The 15,370-nt window shown below is 40.0% G+C and carries 22 protein-coding genes and 1 tRNA gene; 7 read left to right on the top strand and 16 right to left on the bottom strand.

Features of this window, described 5'->3' with window-relative positions; genetic code table 11:
* Nucleotides 1-72 precede the first annotated feature (72 nt).
* The 3 genes from feoB (at nt 73) to NSB03_RS14905 (ending at nt 2,894) form a co-directional block, all read left to right on the top strand.
* A complete protein-coding gene (gene feoB, locus NSB03_RS14915; protein WP_024988064.1) occupies nt 73-2,559 on the top strand; it encodes a ferrous iron transport protein B in 2,487 nt (828 codons plus the stop codon).
* A complete protein-coding gene (locus tag NSB03_RS14910; RefSeq protein ID WP_128824423.1) occupies nt 2,556-2,771 on the top strand; it encodes a hypothetical protein in 216 nt (71 codons plus the stop codon). The genes feoB and NSB03_RS14910 overlap by 4 nt, the downstream gene beginning before the upstream one ends.
* A 51-nt stretch (nt 2,772-2,822) precedes the next feature.
* Nucleotides 2,823-2,894: transfer RNA gene (locus NSB03_RS14905), tRNA-Cys, on the top strand.
* Nucleotides 2,895-3,670: 776 nt separating this feature from the next.
* On the opposite strand, the gene NSB03_RS14900 is transcribed toward NSB03_RS14905, so the two are convergent.
* The 7 genes from NSB03_RS14900 to NSB03_RS14870 all read right to left on the bottom strand — a co-directional run bounded on the left by NSB03_RS14900 (nt 3,671) and on the right by NSB03_RS14870 (nt 6,404).
* A complete protein-coding gene (locus tag NSB03_RS14900) occupies nt 3,671-4,165 on the bottom strand; it encodes a hypothetical protein (protein ID WP_135039299.1) in 495 nt (164 codons plus the stop codon).
* Between the two features lie 38 nt (nt 4,166-4,203).
* Nucleotides 4,204-4,557 (bottom strand): hypothetical protein, encoded by a 354-nt coding sequence (locus tag NSB03_RS14895; protein ID WP_128824424.1) that lies wholly within the window; start codon nt 4,555-4,557, stop codon nt 4,204-4,206.
* A gap of 102 nt (nt 4,558-4,659) precedes the next feature.
* Nucleotides 4,660-4,839: a hypothetical protein gene (locus NSB03_RS14890; RefSeq protein WP_024988066.1), complete on the bottom strand. Its 180-nt coding sequence runs from the start codon at nt 4,837-4,839 to the stop codon at nt 4,660-4,662.
* Nucleotides 4,840-5,011: 172 nt separating this feature from the next.
* The gene (locus NSB03_RS14885) at nt 5,012-5,248 is read right to left on the bottom strand and encodes a hypothetical protein (RefSeq protein ID WP_024988067.1); all 237 of its coding nucleotides are present in this window, start codon (nt 5,246-5,248) and stop codon (nt 5,012-5,014) included.
* Nucleotides 5,232-5,564 (bottom strand): hypothetical protein, encoded by a 333-nt coding sequence (locus NSB03_RS14880; RefSeq protein WP_024988068.1) that lies wholly within the window; start codon nt 5,562-5,564, stop codon nt 5,232-5,234. Before NSB03_RS14880 ends, NSB03_RS14885 begins: the two co-directional genes overlap by 17 nt.
* A 199-nt stretch (nt 5,565-5,763) precedes the next feature.
* Complete coding sequence (locus NSB03_RS14875; RefSeq protein ID WP_024988069.1) at nt 5,764-5,958, bottom strand: hypothetical protein; 195 nt, start codon at nt 5,956-5,958, stop codon at nt 5,764-5,766.
* Between the two features lie 53 nt (nt 5,959-6,011).
* Nucleotides 6,012-6,404, bottom strand: coding sequence for an SPFH domain-containing protein (locus NSB03_RS14870; protein WP_024988070.1), 393 nt, complete (start codon nt 6,402-6,404; stop codon nt 6,012-6,014).
* 172 nt (nt 6,405-6,576) lie between these two features.
* Between NSB03_RS14870 and NSB03_RS14865 the strand changes: the two genes are divergently transcribed.
* The 4 genes from NSB03_RS14865 to fic are packed head-to-tail and all read left to right on the top strand — an operon-like array spanning nt 6,577 to nt 9,220.
* The gene (locus NSB03_RS14865; protein ID WP_024988071.1) at nt 6,577-6,876 is read left to right on the top strand and encodes a helix-turn-helix domain-containing protein; all 300 of its coding nucleotides are present in this window, start codon (nt 6,577-6,579) and stop codon (nt 6,874-6,876) included.
* Nucleotides 6,877-6,894: 18 nt separating this feature from the next.
* Complete coding sequence (locus NSB03_RS14860) at nt 6,895-7,896, top strand: virulence RhuM family protein (RefSeq protein WP_065539089.1); 1,002 nt, start codon at nt 6,895-6,897, stop codon at nt 7,894-7,896.
* Nucleotides 7,897-7,903: 7 nt separating this feature from the next.
* The gene (locus NSB03_RS14855) at nt 7,904-8,665 is read left to right on the top strand and encodes a Fic family protein (RefSeq protein ID WP_135038262.1); all 762 of its coding nucleotides are present in this window, start codon (nt 7,904-7,906) and stop codon (nt 8,663-8,665) included.
* 3 nt (nt 8,666-8,668) lie between these two features.
* Nucleotides 8,669-9,220 (top strand): protein adenylyltransferase Fic, encoded by a 552-nt coding sequence (gene fic, locus NSB03_RS14850; RefSeq protein ID WP_120466263.1) that lies wholly within the window; start codon nt 8,669-8,671, stop codon nt 9,218-9,220.
* A 404-nt stretch (nt 9,221-9,624) separates the two neighbouring features.
* Here fic and NSB03_RS14845 read toward each other — a convergent pair whose 3' ends face one another.
* The 9 genes from NSB03_RS14845 to NSB03_RS14805 all read right to left on the bottom strand — a co-directional run bounded on the left by NSB03_RS14845 (nt 9,625) and on the right by NSB03_RS14805 (nt 15,131).
* Nucleotides 9,625-9,858, bottom strand: a complete 234-nt coding sequence (locus NSB03_RS14845; RefSeq protein ID WP_024988073.1) for a hypothetical protein — start codon at nt 9,856-9,858, stop codon at nt 9,625-9,627.
* A 25-nt stretch (nt 9,859-9,883) separates the two neighbouring features.
* The gene (locus tag NSB03_RS14840) at nt 9,884-10,303 is read right to left on the bottom strand and encodes a hypothetical protein (protein WP_024988074.1); all 420 of its coding nucleotides are present in this window, start codon (nt 10,301-10,303) and stop codon (nt 9,884-9,886) included.
* A 176-nt stretch (nt 10,304-10,479) separates the two neighbouring features.
* The gene (locus NSB03_RS14835; RefSeq protein ID WP_024988075.1) at nt 10,480-10,722 is read right to left on the bottom strand and encodes a VRR-NUC domain-containing protein; all 243 of its coding nucleotides are present in this window, start codon (nt 10,720-10,722) and stop codon (nt 10,480-10,482) included.
* Nucleotides 10,703-11,923 (bottom strand): DEAD/DEAH box helicase, encoded by a 1,221-nt coding sequence (locus NSB03_RS14830; protein ID WP_024988076.1) that lies wholly within the window; start codon nt 11,921-11,923, stop codon nt 10,703-10,705. The genes NSB03_RS14835 and NSB03_RS14830 overlap by 20 nt, the downstream gene beginning before the upstream one ends.
* Nucleotides 11,920-12,456 (bottom strand): hypothetical protein, encoded by a 537-nt coding sequence (locus NSB03_RS14825; protein ID WP_024988077.1) that lies wholly within the window; start codon nt 12,454-12,456, stop codon nt 11,920-11,922. Before NSB03_RS14825 ends, NSB03_RS14830 begins: the two co-directional genes overlap by 4 nt.
* Nucleotides 12,457-12,616: 160 nt before the next feature.
* Entirely contained in the window at nt 12,617-13,903 is a 1,287-nt protein-coding gene (locus NSB03_RS14820) for a replicative DNA helicase (protein WP_257466476.1), read from the bottom strand.
* Nucleotides 13,869-14,534: a DUF6291 domain-containing protein gene (locus tag NSB03_RS14815; protein ID WP_024988078.1), complete on the bottom strand. Its 666-nt coding sequence runs from the start codon at nt 14,532-14,534 to the stop codon at nt 13,869-13,871. The genes NSB03_RS14820 and NSB03_RS14815 overlap by 35 nt, the downstream gene beginning before the upstream one ends.
* Nucleotides 14,527-14,829, bottom strand: a complete 303-nt coding sequence (locus NSB03_RS14810) for a hypothetical protein (RefSeq protein WP_024988079.1) — start codon at nt 14,827-14,829, stop codon at nt 14,527-14,529. Before NSB03_RS14810 ends, NSB03_RS14815 begins: the two co-directional genes overlap by 8 nt.
* 2 nt (nt 14,830-14,831) lie before the next feature.
* Nucleotides 14,832-15,131, bottom strand: coding sequence for a helix-turn-helix domain-containing protein (locus tag NSB03_RS14805; protein WP_024988080.1), 300 nt, complete (start codon nt 15,129-15,131; stop codon nt 14,832-14,834).
* Between the last annotated feature and the right edge of the window lie 239 nt (nt 15,132-15,370).

Here is a 15,370-nt window from a genome sequence, read left to right as displayed (position 1 = left end):
TATTTAAAAACAATCTAAATAATTTGCGTGCTCCGAAGTTATGAATTATCTTTGCCGAAAATTTTGAGAGTTATGCGTTTGTCCGAATTGAAAACAGGCGAAAAAGGTGTCATCGTTAAGGTATTGGGGCACGGTGGTTTTCGTAAACGTATTGTGGAGATGGGTTTTATTAAAGGTAAGACGGTTGAAGTACTGTTGAACGCTCCACTAAAGGACCCCATTAAATATAAAGTTCTGGGTTATGAAATTTCTCTTCGTCGTCAGGAGGCTGAGATGATCGAAGTGGTCAGTGAAGAGGAAGCTATAAAACTGGCTGAAGAGACTATTTACCATGAAGGGTTGCCTGAAGATATATCTGTAAAAGAAGAAGAGATGAAACGGTTTGCGTTAGGTAAACGCCGCACCATCAATGTTGCCTTGGTCGGAAATCCGAACAGCGGCAAGACTTCTTTGTTTAATCTGGCTTCCGGTGCTCATGAGCATGTAGGAAATTATAGCGGTGTGACTGTGGATGCCAAAGAAGGTTATTTCGACTTTGAAGGTTATCACTTCCGTATTGTCGATTTGCCGGGAACTTATTCTTTGTCGGCATATACGCCGGAAGAGATTTATGTTCGCCGTCATATTATCGACGAAACCCCGGATGTTATTATTAATGTAGTTGACTCTTCGAACCTTGAGCGGAATTTATATCTGACTACTCAACTCATTGATATGAATGTCCGTATGGTCGTGGCTCTGAATATTTACGATGAATTGGAAGCCAGTGGGAATACATTGGACTATCATTTATTGAGCAAATTGTTCGGTGTCCCGATGCTGCCTACGGTAAGTAAGAAAAATCGCGGACTGGACACTCTGTTTCATGTGGTCATTAACCTCTATGAAGGAGTCGACTTTTTTGATAAACAGGGAAATATGAATCCGGAAGTGCTCAGAGACCTGACCGAATGGCATGATTCTTTGGAAGACCGGAAACACCATGAAGAGGAACACTTGGAAGACTATGTGCGTGAACATAAGAAAACCGGACGTGTATTCCGGCATATTCACATTAATCATGGTCCCGATTTGGAAAAAGCGATTGATGCTGTAAAAGATGAAGTTTCCAAGAACGAATTTATCCGCCATAAATATTCCACTCGCTTCCTGTCTATCAAGCTGTTGGAGAACGACTTGGACATAGAGAGTTTTGTGCGTACTTTGCCGAATGCGGAAGCTATTCTCAGTATTCGTGATAAAATGGCTAAGCGTGTTCAGAGTACGATGAATGAGGATTGTGAGTCCGCTATTACGGATGCAAAATATGGTTTTATCAGTGGTGCATTGAAAGAAACGTTTACTGATAACCACTTGGAACAGGCACAGACTACAAAAGTGCTGGATGCCATCGTTACTCATCGTATTTGGGGCTATCCCATCTTTTTCCTTTTTATGTATCTGATGTTTGAGGGCACGTTTGTGCTTGGCGAATATCCGATGATGGGGATTGAATGGCTGGTGGGACAGATTGGTGATTTGATTCGCAATAATATGTCCGAAGGGCCGTTGAAGGATATGCTGGTTGACGGTATTGTCGGCGGAGTAGGGGGAGTCATTGTCTTCTTACCGAATATCCTTATTCTGTATTTCTGCATTTCGTTGATGGAGGATTCAGGATATATGGCACGTGCTGCGTTTATTATGGATAAGATTATGCATAAGATGGGATTGCATGGGAAGTCATTTATTCCGTTGATTATGGGATTCGGATGTAATGTGCCTGCTATTATGGCTTCGCGTACGATTGAGAACCGGAAAAGCCGTCTTATTACGATGCTGGTGAATCCGTTGATGTCTTGCAGCGCGCGTCTGCCTATCTATTTGCTGCTGGTGGGAGCTTTCTTCCCGAACAATGCCAGTCTGGTGTTGTTAGGTATTTATGCGATCGGAATATTTCTGGCTGTGTTGTTGGCGCGTTTGTTCAGCAAGTTTTTGGTGAAGGGTGACGATACTCCGTTCGTGATGGAACTTCCGCCATACAGGATGCCGACAGCTAAATCAATCTTCCGTCATACATGGGAGAAAGGAGCCCAGTATTTGAAGAAAATGGGAGGGATTATTATGATTGCTTCTATTATCATTTGGTTCTTAGGGTATTATCCGAATCATGACGCATATGAGACGGTAGCCGAACAGCAGGAAAATTCTTATATAGGTCAGCTTGGCCGTGCGATAGAGCCAGTGATTACACCTATGGGGTTTGACTGGAAGCTGGGTATCGGTTTGATTTCGGGAGTAGGAGCGAAAGAATTGGTTGTTAGCACTTTGGGAGTTTTATATGTAGACGATCCGGAAGCTGATGAGGCTAGTTTGGCGGAGCGGATACCGATAACTCCACTGGTTGCTTTCTGTTATATGTTGTTTGTGCTGATTTATTTTCCATGTATTGCGGCATTGGCAGCTATCAAGCAGGAGTCCGGTAGTTGGAAGTGGACACTCTTTGCTGCTGGTTACACAACAGTATTAGCTTGGCTTATTTCATTCGCGGTTTATCAGATTGGAGGACTATTTGTATGAATAATTGGCAGGAATGGGTGGTCGGAGTACTGATTGTACTCTGTATTGTCCGAGTCATATATGGGATTTATATTTTTTTTCGTCGCACGCGCGAAAGTGCTAATCCTTGCGATAGCTGTGTAAGTGGCTGTGAATTAAAGGATATGATGGAGAAGAAGAGACATGAATGTAGTGTAAAGAAAAAAAGTACAAAGAAAAATTGCTGCGGATAGTTGGTAGTTTCAAAATTTGTACTACCTTTGCAACCGCAAACGAGAAATTACGGTTCCTTGGATGAGTGGCTTAGTCAGCGGTCTGCAAAACCGTGTACGGCGGTTCGAATCCGCCAGGAACCTCGCAAAACCCTTTCAGATGATTTCTGAGAGGGTTTTTCTTTGCTCTTAGCTGAAAATGTTCCCACTTTGTTCCCACCTTTTTAGGAGTTATAGATCATGAGATTTGTCAAAATACACATTTTACCCTTGCCGTAATTTTGCCCTAATTCTTTAGTTTATCCTTAGGGTAATCTTAGGGTGTTTTGCTCGTTTTTTGCTCGTTTTCCGCCGTTTTCTCTAGTTATAAGACGGGAATAATCACCTATTGGAATCTTAAGTAAATAATGTAAATATAGATAAATGTCTATAAGTTGAAAAACAGTGCATATTTGAGTAATTTATAACCGTTTTCAAACCGTTTTCTTACTTCGAAAGCAATAGTATGTTTGTACTATAATGTGAGATTTTCCTACGTTATCCTATGCCGTTTTACTTGAATAACGCTTGTTTAACGCTCGTTTTCTCACCTTTTGGTTTGCGTCTGAGCGTTTTCCTTTTATTGGGCGGACATACAGAGAAAGCTCTAAAATCGCAAATCCTGAAAGGAATACGGGTAAATAAGAAATGCTGCCTCATCTCACGACGAAACAGCATAAGCATACAAACACACAAACACAAAATATAAATGAATGAATCAACTTAGTTGCAACCAACTTAAAAGAATAGTTCATGATTCCAACTACAAAGATACAAATTTTTATCAATACGGATCCGGCTCTTCTATCAATTCCACAAGCCTCGGGAAAGTATCGCTATACCAAACAGGTAACAATGTGTCCGGATAATCAATGCGTGTACTATTCACTCCGTACTTCAACCCTTTTAAGGATATTGCTTTGTATGGTTCCCCGTTTCTGTATAGAATCTCCATGAAGCCTTTTTCTATTAACAACTGGTTGAATTGTGCTGCCGTGTACTTTTTGTATCTTTAATAGGTCCGTCAAAGTGTATGCTTTGCGTACTATCTTACATTTATCTTTCTCTTTTGCAGGGGATGGGGTAAGCTTTTCTATACCTGGGCGTTTTTCTGCCGGTGTGTTCTCTGTAGAAACGGGTATATCAACCATTGGCAAACCTCGTTCTTCCGCTATCTTCTTCATCAGTTCCAGCGTTGAGGCTTTGTCAGCTCCACCCAACCTTTGCAAAGCGCCTACCCACTCAATAAGTTCATGTACCGTATGACCTACTCCGTAATCTGTCGGACCAGGTAGGGCGTTACTTTCCTTTGCCCTGTCTTCTTTCTCTAGTTCATCCCAACGAAGGATTAACTTTGTTGAGTTCAGTGCTTGCATTAATGATTCTTGTTTTCATAATCGATTATATTTAAAAGCTATTGTTTTGTATTCAACGAGGGAAGATTTTCCCCGGTTAACTTTCTTTTATTCCTTTTGCATTGAGAACTGGACATACATATCCGGCACCACGAAGTCTTTAAATGATAGCTTTTGCCGTTCCGTACTACCGTCCGGTCATAGAAGCGATGAAGGGGAAGAACCTTTCCGCAATGCGTGCACCTCTTCCGCTCTATTCCGTCCACTGTAACCCGGTTCTTTGGCTTCCGTTTAACCAGCCGGCACGAAAGGCATTCACGTGCGCCATATCTCCGGCAATAGGCTATAGACCGTTCGCCGCATTTGGCGAAGTGGGTGCAATCAGTACGGGGCAATGTTTGATGTATATTCATAATCATATTCGTTTAAATGTAAACCCGGCAACCGTATTGTTACCGGGGTGGCTTTGTCGATTGGCGTCAACTTTAGTGCCGGTCCGAAGACCCCTGACAAATCTATTTTGCTTTCGCTTCTTTTGGAATCCCTTTTGTGAAATCGTGGCTTATTACGTTGCACCTCATTACAGGGGGCATTCTCCCCTCTAACTCATCAATGCGCTTTTGCGCTTCTTCCAATTTGCCACGAAGTATTTTATTTGATTCTATAAGTGTCTTGATTAAACGTATATCTGTCATAACCTTATTATTTTGCTTTTTCTATTTTCATCTTTATAATTCTCGGAGCCGTTGATTTCTTCGATTTCAATTCATCTTCAAGCTCCTTTACTCTCTCCCTTAACTGTAAGTATTCATCTGTCAGTAATACAAGCCTTTGCAATAATATCTCGTATAAGTCCATGATTCCTTTTTATTGATGTGAGTTGTAAACCATTTCATTTAGCACGGTGTAACCGTCTTTGCCTAGATTAACATTATAACTAGTGCCGGATTCTATACTAGCTAAGCTATCAATAACGCAAGTTTGGCAGTACATAATGTTAACCGTTACTTTATCGTTGTTCTGTAGAATCTTCAGCAGTCTTTCTATAAACTGCTCTCCTTGCTTTGTCCGCTCTTTGCTGGCGGGTTCAATCTTCATTTCCATACACTATAATTTCTTGTGCACCCTTTAACCCGTAACAGTAATCATCTATATTCACTCCGGTAAGTCCTAAAAGTGTTTTGTGCTCACCCCAACATTGGTGATCTAGTTCTATGGCTGCTTTCGCTATTGCTAAGACAATGCATCCGGCTTCTCTGTAGTTGTTATCATCCATGAGCGTAGGAATAACTTCAAGTAAACATCTTGCCAATGTTACAGAGCCGTTTATTTCTAAAATCTCCTTGCCGAACTTTGCAAGGTTGTAAACTTGGTCTGCCGTCAGACCTTCAAACTTTTCTCCAATTTCTGAAAATTCCATAGCGTTATTATTTTATATTGATTGATTCCTGTTCTTATCGTTAAACATTTCATCCCAGATACAGAAAGCAAGAAGGATGATACAAATAATTAGTGTAGCGTTCATTATTGATTAAATATCAAAAAAGTGTTCGCCGGGCTTCTTGAAAAGCCGGTAGCCTAGATACAGGCACCCAAATACTATCATTATCTCCATCTCGTTATAATTCAATGGTTGTAACCTGTTGGTATATCGTTGAGGCTCTTATTAGCTCTAATGGTGTGCCAGTCACTTCTATTGCTATGTACTCTTCGTATTCGAATACCTTATGCTTTATTCCTTCTATCTTTAGCAAGGTAGCAATATCTTCTACTTGCTTGCTCTCGTGGAGCTTGTAAACCTTTGTTTCTGTCATAGTGTATATTTTATGATGGGGTCGTTATTTCACTGACCCCACCGGGTTAATAATCAATCACCACAATACGAGCCACACCCATAGCCCATTGCACGGCTAATACGGTTTTGATACTCATTGTAAGAGATACCCTCTTTGCGTGCTGCTATCTCGCCTTTCATGCGTTCCGCTTTGGCTTCCGCTTCTCTTCTGATCCGGTCGGCTTCGATTTGTGCACGAAGAAGAACCGAACTAATTGCGGCTTGCTCGTTCTCTTCACGTACCTTTGCTTCACGTGCTTTTGTCTCCGCTTCGATTGTCTGGCGTTCTTCGGCTACTTTAACCTCAAATTTTGCCATGCTCCAAGATTTACGGAGTGCATCGGCGAATGTTGGGTACTTTGCACGGGCGTTCGTAAATAGTGCCCAAGCTTTCTTCATTATTTTGCTTAAATCGTATCTTTTCATATTTCGTGATTATTAATGTTACTTTGATAATGCAAATGTAACTCTTATTATCACATTTGCAAAATATGGATCGTGTAAAATTTGATATTTAACGTTACTTAACCGAATAAACGTGATAATATGCGTTTCATGTGAGTATATTTGCAACTGTAACATTTAATATCACATAATTATGAAACTATCAGTAAAAGAGGTATGTAAAGAAAAAGGGCTTACAATTCAAGACCTTGCCGATAAAATGGAAATGAAAAGAGAAAGTTTAAGTCGGGCTATCAATGGAAATCCAACACTTGAAACATTGGAAAAGATTGCATCTGCTTTAGGTGTTGACGTTCCAGAGTTGTTTACCTCATCTTCTTCCGGTGGTATTATTGGAGTAATCCGCATAAGAGATACCAATTACAATATAAATAGCGTATCGGACTTGTCCCGGTTGCTGGATAGAATAGAAAGCGGAGAAATCGTTTTATAATATCAAAGTAGAATAAATATGAAAAACGGAGAAATAGTAATATACAAATCGGAAGACGGACATATTAAGGTTGATGTTTTGTTTGAAGGAGAAACGGTTTGGTTAACCCAAGCGCAAATATGCGAGTTGTTTGGAAAATCTAAATCAACCATTAGTGAGCATATTAAAAATATTTTTGAGGAAGGAGAATTGAATATTGATTCAGTAGTTCGGAATTTCCGAACAACTGCATCTGATGGAAAAGAATATGATACCAACTATTACAACCTTGATGTAATTATATCTGTTGGTTATCGTGTTAAATCCCATCAAGGTACACAGTTCCGTATTTGGGCAACGCAACGACTACGGGAATATATCATTAAAGGATTTACATTAAACGATGAGCGATTTACTTCCGGTTCTTCCATGAACTATTTTAAAGAGCTTTTAGATAGAATCAGACAGATAAGGCTATCAGAGCGGGTTTTCTATCAACAGGTGAAGGATATTTACGCTACAAGTATAGATTATGATCCGTCCGATGAGATGACATTGACATTTTATAAGGAAGTACAAAATAAACTTCTTTGGGCTGTAAGCGGGAAAACGGCCGCAGAACTCATATACTATCGTTCTAATGCTACGCTACCCATGATGGGGCTTACTTCCACTTCAAAACCGGGAAAAGTAACGAAGGCTGATGTACTTATTGGCAAAAACTATTTGAATGAAGAAGAAATAGGCGTGTTGAAGTTGATAGTAGAACAATATCTAGCTTATGCGGAAACACAAGCTTTACAACACAAGCCAATGTATATGAAAGATTGGATAGATAAATTAAGAATGGTATTAACTATGAACGAAAAAACAATCTTAGAATGTGCAGGTACCATATCCCATGAACTGGCGGTTAAAAAAGTAGGTCAAGAGTATGCCCAATACAAGGAAGCCCAAAAAAGATTAGAGCATTTGAATAGCATTAAAGAATTAGATGAGGATATAAAGAAAATCGCTCATAAAAAGAAACCATCAAAGTAGAATAGTCATGAATGAAGATTTAAAACTGTTGTTAGATAAAGCTGACACACTCAAAGGGGAGTTATCCGCTTTACGTCCATTACCGGAAGATGCGCTGCAAAAGATACAGGATGCCTTGGATATAGAATATACTTACGAAAGTAACCGGATCGAAGGTAATACCCTTACATTACAGGAAACCGCATTAGTAGTAAATGAAGGAGTTACCATATCCGGCAAGTCTATGCGTGAACATCTGGAGGCTATCAATCATAGCGAGGCTATTGATTATATCAAAGATATAGCGAAGAAGGATATAGAGATAAGTGAACGTACTATCAAAGAAATACACGCTCTTATCTTGCACGGAATAGATCGTGAAAATGCCGGGAAATACCGTACCGTTCCCGTTATGATTTCCGGTAGTACCCACATGCCGCCTCAGCCTTATTTGATAGAAAAGCAAATGGAGGATTTTATGATAAAGTTCCGGCAGTTGGAAGAAGAAAAAGTACATCCGGTACTTATAGCCGCATATCTCCATGATGAACTTGTGCGTATTCATCCGTTTATTGATGGAAACGGGCGAACGTCACGTTTATTGATGAATCTTTATCTTTTACGGAATGGGTATACATTGGTTACTTTAAAAGGCAGCAATGAGGATAAAATAAGCTATTATAAAGCACTGGAAGGATCTCACACAGAGAATAAGCCGGAAGCCTTTCAAAAGCTTGTTGTTGAGGCCGAAATAGCCTCTTTACAAAGATATTTATCTATAATGCAATAGGGTATGAATACAAATGAAATAGATAAGTTGAGCCTTGCAAAAGCTCATGCTTTGTTTGAGACTGGAGATATAGACCGTATCGAGGTAGGAACCGTAAAAGGATTGTGTGACATACACCGCTATCTGTTTGAGGGATTGTATAGCTTTGCCGGAAAGATACGTACTTTGAATATAGCAAAGGGGAACTTTCGTTTTGCCAACTGCATGTATCTTGATGTGATGCTCCCGGTAATAGAAAAGATGCCGGAAACGACATTTGAGGAAATCGTTGCTAAATATGTGGAGATGAATATCGCTCATCCGTTTATGGAAGGTAACGGTCGTACTATGCGCATTTGGCTTGATATGATTCTGAAAAAACGTCTTGGCATGGTGATTGATTGGCAGAATGTGGATAAGGTTCTCTATTTGCAAGCTATGGAAAGAAGCCCGATTAATGATCTGGAACTGCGAACTTTGTTACATCAAAGATTAACCAACCGAGTAGATGATAGAGAAGTTATATTCAAGGGTATTACACAATCGTACTATTACGAAGGTTATGAGCCTGAATAGGGACCTATAAGGATTTGATAAAAGAGAACGCCCGTATATGATTGACCTGTGCGGGCGTTTTTATATCTACTTCCTTGTTATTTTTTTTGTTTTACCCTTGCCCTAATCTTGCCCCTTTTTGAGGGATTTACCCTTGTCTAAACCTTGTCTGTATTGCCAATGAAAAAAGCCTGTAGAAGGCATAAAAAAGGGGTTCCCAAAGTAGAAACCCCGAACGACTGGCAACGGTTGCGTATAGCTTCATACGCTCTTTATTTAGATACGTTCAAAATTATACATTATACCCGACAGTAGCAAATGATTTGCTTTAAAACGTCTGTTTTACTATTGTTTACTACTTTAGTAAAGCTGGGCAGAGAATCAATAGAGCATCCCTGCCCGGTATTGGTTATACAATCTTAGTGTCAGGAGATGCTATCTAATGTTTTCAGCATTTTTATAGCATCTTCCCGAAGAATCTCAATCAATCCCGCATCCGGGTGTTCATACATAATTGTCTTAGTCTTTAGCGGGATAGTACGACGTAGGTGTTTTGCTAGCTCTTCCCCTTCAGCGTATGAAACAGGAATAAAATCTTTATCGGTACAAAGCCCTAATCCTATACCTACATCTTCTACTCTGTAATTTTTAATGTTCATTGCCTGGTCCTGATTTTGTTAGTAATCATACAATCTTTGCCAGTGCGGAAATGAGTTTTTCCAGTTCTTCCCCTTCAATGGAAAAGCCGGGTTCCTCTCCGCTATCTTCCCTTACTTGTCTGGCCTCATCGCTTTCATCAATGGTGATAACTGCGAGGTTGGCCGGTGTTTCGTCCGGGTTTATTCCTCTGTATACCGTGATTTTGTCTACGAAAGATTCGGCTTTAAGGTCTATTCCTGATTTTGGCAGTTCTTCACTACCTAACTTTAGCAACTGAATCCCCAGTTTACGGGCTTCTTCCGCATTTAGGTGTACGGTGTTCTCTTCTGTTATGGATTCCCCGTTTACTGTTTTAGTGATAAGGACCTCGTTGTTATCACCTCTTCTCACATAAAGATGTTTTTCACTGTCTTTTCTTACTCCAAAAAATACATTCTGTTTCATGATTTTAAAAATTAAATTGGTTAATAATTTATTTAGCTGAGCAATGCTCTATTAATTGCCTTTATTTGGTATTCTGTTTGCGTTTAAGCGACTTTCATCTTATTATTCCGCAAAAGAAAAAGGCTTAAATCGCTTCATTTGGACTGAATATATTTTATCTGTCAAATTTCGGTAGTTCACTCTCTTCTTACTTTACATTCAAAACCTAGGTTTCTTAATTCATTCATCCGGTATTCTTGTAAAGGTCTGGGCTTTTCTTCCGGCCTTTTCACTTCGATAAACGATGCTTTCCCGTTCTTTAGGCATAACAGGTCAGGAATACCCGGTTTATTCGTCAGAATCAATTTAACCACATAATAACCTTCTGCCTCTAACCGTTTGATGATGCGAGCCTGTATTTTACTTTCTAGTTCTGCCATAGTACGAAAGTGTAAAGTCTTGCTTTCCGTGTACCGCTTCCAATATCTTGTTTTCAATCCCGCAGTCAGAGCAAAGAAAGTAAACATCTGCCGGGCTGGTGCGCTCTTTTGAAACTAGGCGGTTCTTGCCTTGCTCGTATGATAGATAACTAAATTCGAGATTAAAGAAAATCAAAGCATCCGCTGTATCAAGTCTCACACCTTCACGTGCTCGGCGAACTTGCGATATAAAGACTTTATTTGATGAGGCTTGAAACTCTTCCGGGCTGTCCGTCCAGTTCGGGAAAACAGACTGTAATAACTCCGCTTCGGACTGGTACACGTAAAACAATGCAATTTTTCGGTCTTTAAAATAGCCCTTCACAAAATCCGCCTTACTGCTGTCAAATATCAAATGCTCGCCATTCTCGGAAATTACACTCCCGGAAGATAGTTGATGTAATTTAGTCAAAAGCTTTGCCGGTGAATCTCCTAGAACAGTATAGCCGTTGATGTCTACAACCAAATCGTTTTGTAATCTCCTGATATATTCTCCGGTCCTGTCTTCCATCTGTACCTGCAATATGTGCTCGTTGATATTCACCTCAAATCCCGCCTGTTCCTGGGAGTAAGAGATAAACAGGTTTCTAGTATCATTGTCTATCTTTGGTTTGTTGGCGCATGAGTAGTCGTTTATGAGATACCCGTTTACTCTCTTCTGCCGTGTGTATACGTACTCTTTCGCCCATTTATAGAAACTTTTATAGCTTTTCCACGGTGATTTGCTGCATACCCAGAATTGGTGATACAGCTGTGAGTAGCTTTCGGGTGAAGGTGTGCCGGACAAATAAAGCACGGGCAAACCTTCGCAAATGGTCCTTATCTCCTGTGTACGCTTACTTGGCTTGGGATATGCTCCCAGTGAATGGGCCTCATCAATTATCACAAGGTCGTACTTTCCTGTCACCTTGTGGCTGCTTTCAAAATTGACAACTTCCAGCTTAAAAGATGGTTGTAATGCGATATAGTCGTTTTTTACGCTGGGGATGGCTTTTAGCTTGGTGATGAATAAAACACTTTTTGCGTTGAATTTATCAGCGGCATATAAAGCCGTGAGCGTTTTCCCTGTCCGGCATTCCATCGATAGGTAACAGCATCCGAAAGCTGTTAGTTTATTGGCCGCTTGGATAGCTATGTTATTTTGATATTCTCTTAGTTTCATATATTTTTCTTTGTTTTGAACATGAATGAAGGAATATACTTCCCTATGTTTTCATTGATGATTTGCTGTCTTTTCCTGTACTTCTGTATTTTTTTACCGTAGAGTGTTATTTTCCCCCGGTATAATGGTTTCCCGTACTTCTTGCGAGGATCATCCAACTTGCCTAACTTGCGGAAGAATATATTTGGCTTATTTTCCATTTGGATGCTATAGACGTGATTAAATGCGTACCGGCTTGCTATAATATTCCCGTCTAAAAATAGTTTTCGACATTTGCGCCTTGTGCATGGACAAACAAAATACCACACATAGCCCTGTCCTAAATTACTGGGCTCTTTTCTTAACTCTATCTTCTCCTGTTTTTTCTTCCCATTATACTCCCATAGAAAGACGCATATTTGTTCCTCTAGCGAAAAAACGATAGTGTATTGTACTCCATTAGCAGTAAAACTTGCCGATCCTTCAGAAAGCCTGAACAGCTCTTTTAGGTCTGATAGTGCAATGTGCGGATTATGATCTATTATTGTTTTCATCTTTCTCAATCTACTAAATACTTAGACAATAAAACCAATGTTCATTAGAAAGGATTGTTTTCTGTATAACCTTTCGTATCGTAGTCGAATATCTTTGTAAGGGAACCGTCATGTTTGAATTTGACAGTTCCGACAGAACCGTTTCGATGTTTGGCTATAATCACAATTCACCATAGTTGTAAATCTCATGCCCGGATGAATCCTTGACACTGATTCCGTAATATTCCGGACGATGAACGAATATAACCATGTCTGCATCCTGCTCAATGGCTCCCGATTCCCGAAGGTCTGCAAGAATAGGTTTTTTATCCTGTCGCTTGTCTACTTCCCGGTTGAGTTGTGACAGAAGGATAACAGGTACATTCAATTCTTTAGCGATAATCTTTGCTTCCCGGGACATCCGGGCTATTTCCTGTTCTCTGTTTCTTGTTCCATTTGAGCTTTCGGTTACCAACTGTAAATAGTCTATTATCACCATTCCACATTTGTTTTGTCGATGGTATAAACGGCACGTTGCACGGATGTAACTCATTCCTATAGCTGCGTTATCGTTTATTGTTATCGGTAAGCTGTATAAAATTCCCCCTATTGCCTTATCTATTTGCAGTAGCTCATCTTGGCTTATATTGCCGGACCTTAATTTGCTGGGATGTACATTGGATTCTGAAGCAATGAAACGTTCATACAGGCTGACAGAATCCATTTCTAAAGAGAAAATGACTACCGGAATACCTTGTCTAGCTGCTGACTTTCCAAAATGTAGAGATACAGCAGTTTTTCCCATGGCTGGGCGTGCTGCCAATACTATCAACTCGCCACCGTGCCAACCGGAATTTATATCGTTAAGGTCTTGTAGTCCGGTTGTTATTCCTGTCTGTTTCCCGCTACTATACAATCCCATCTTCCTCTCTATGTTTTTTAATGCGGACTGTGCAATGTCTTTAAATGACTGGGATTCACTTTGCCCGATTAAATCCTGCTGCATTTGCTCCAGTGCTTTCCCCGCATTGAAAAGGACGTCTCCGATATCTTCTGTATCATCATAGGCTTGCTGTTGGAGTATATGGGATAATTCAATGGCTTTCCGTTGTAGATATTTCTGTTTTACCATCAAAGCATGTTCGACGGCATGAAACGAATCAAACCCGTAATTGAGGGTTTCCGCTATGAAGTGCGGAGGCGCTTCTTCAATCTTCCCCATTGAGCGGACTTCGTTTGATACCGATACGATGTCACATGGTTTATTGCTTGCATAAAGCGACTGGATAGCATCATACAATACAGCGTACCGGTTATCATAAAACATATCTTTATTCAGTTCGGGAGATATGGCATCGAATACTTTGTCACCGCCAAAGTTAAGAAGTGAACCGATAACGGCTTGTTCTGCTTCAGGTGCGTTCGGCATTCCCTTAATTGGGGACGGTGTATACTTGTTTGTTTTCATCCTGTACCTCCTTTCTTCCGTGATTCTGCCACCAATAAGTAAACCTTCTCTTTGCATCCGATATATTCGATATACTCTGTTCCTCTCCAATTGAAACGATATAAGCAATGAACTTATCTAACTGGTCGGGAAGCATAGAAATGAAAGACACACCTAAAGTAGATTGCATACAAACGGATTCTTTCCAGATTTCATCTGATAGTAGTTGCTCTTTGATTGATTGAAGATCGAAAACTTTATTCGTTCCCTCTCTCACACTCTCTCCATTAAGAGAGAGAGTATCACTTACACTTACACTATCACTTACACTTACAGTTGACGTTCGTTTACGGTCGCATACGGTCGTTGACGTTCGTTTACGGTCGTTCGCTTGATGTTTTCTGCTTTCTGCACTTTTGAGAGCGGCTTCTTTCCGTTGTTTGATAGCAGCATCATATTTGCCTATATTACGGTCAATAGCTGGTTTAAAGATGGAAAACATTGCATTGACTACAGTATTGTCTGTTTGCGGCATTTCTTCTGTTCTAACATAGTCGAATATTGCTTTAACGAGTTCGCCCGCAATGTCGTTGGGCTGTCCGTCGAAGGCATCTTCCCATTCTGTATAAAGTACAAATGATTTTCTACTCATTGATACCTCCTTCCCAGTTAATAGACATTTGCCGCTTGTCCGGCTCTAACCAATACAGTTTTCTATTATCGTCTTGACGAACGTCTTTAATGTTCCAACCTTCTTTTCTAAGGTCGGATATGACTTTCCGGCTATCATTTCCGCCAGTAAGGGTGTTTAAATCTTTACTAGTGTACTTGCCACCATCTAAGAATAGTTTGCGAATCTGTTGTTTGATTCGAGATGATTTGCTATCTTTGCTCCTGTTGTTGAGGAGATTGGCGGTCGTTGAGACTGCCTTTTTCTTTTCTTCCATAGTCACGCCCTCCGATATTTGAATACGACCTGCTTTTTTACTGCCTCATCAATAGCATCCGCTTCATACAGGATTCTACTACCTACACGTTTGGAGATAAGAAGTCCGTCTTTTGTTATTCTCGCCAATGTTGGCAGGGTGACATGAAGGATTTTAGCTGTTTCCTTTCGGGTGTAGAATTTTGGCTCTTTTTTTTCGGTCGCATACAATATTCTCTCAGACACTTTTTCAGCAATTATATCGACAAATGGAGAGAAGAAACTTAATATAAGCGCCTGTTGAGCTGAATTTAATTCTTTCATAACTTATACATTTTAATTGTTATGAAGGAAGGCGTGCACGTCCTTATCTTCAAGTGCAAAGATAGATTGGGGAATTATTGGGGAATTATGCCCCAATAAGAAAATAACGCATCAATATTATTGAATATCAATGCGTTATTAAAATAATTATTGGGGAAATTATAACACTTCGTTAATTTTATAACTAATCCGTTGATCACAAATAAGTTAATTGATAAAATTTAGCAAAACAAAATAGG

Source organism: Bacteroides acidifaciens (genome assembly GCF_024623065.1).
Classification (GTDB): domain Bacteria; phylum Bacteroidota; class Bacteroidia; order Bacteroidales; family Bacteroidaceae; genus Bacteroides; species Bacteroides acidifaciens.
The sequence above is the reverse complement of the archived record's forward strand: the minus strand, read 5'-3'. Positions and strand labels throughout refer to the sequence as shown.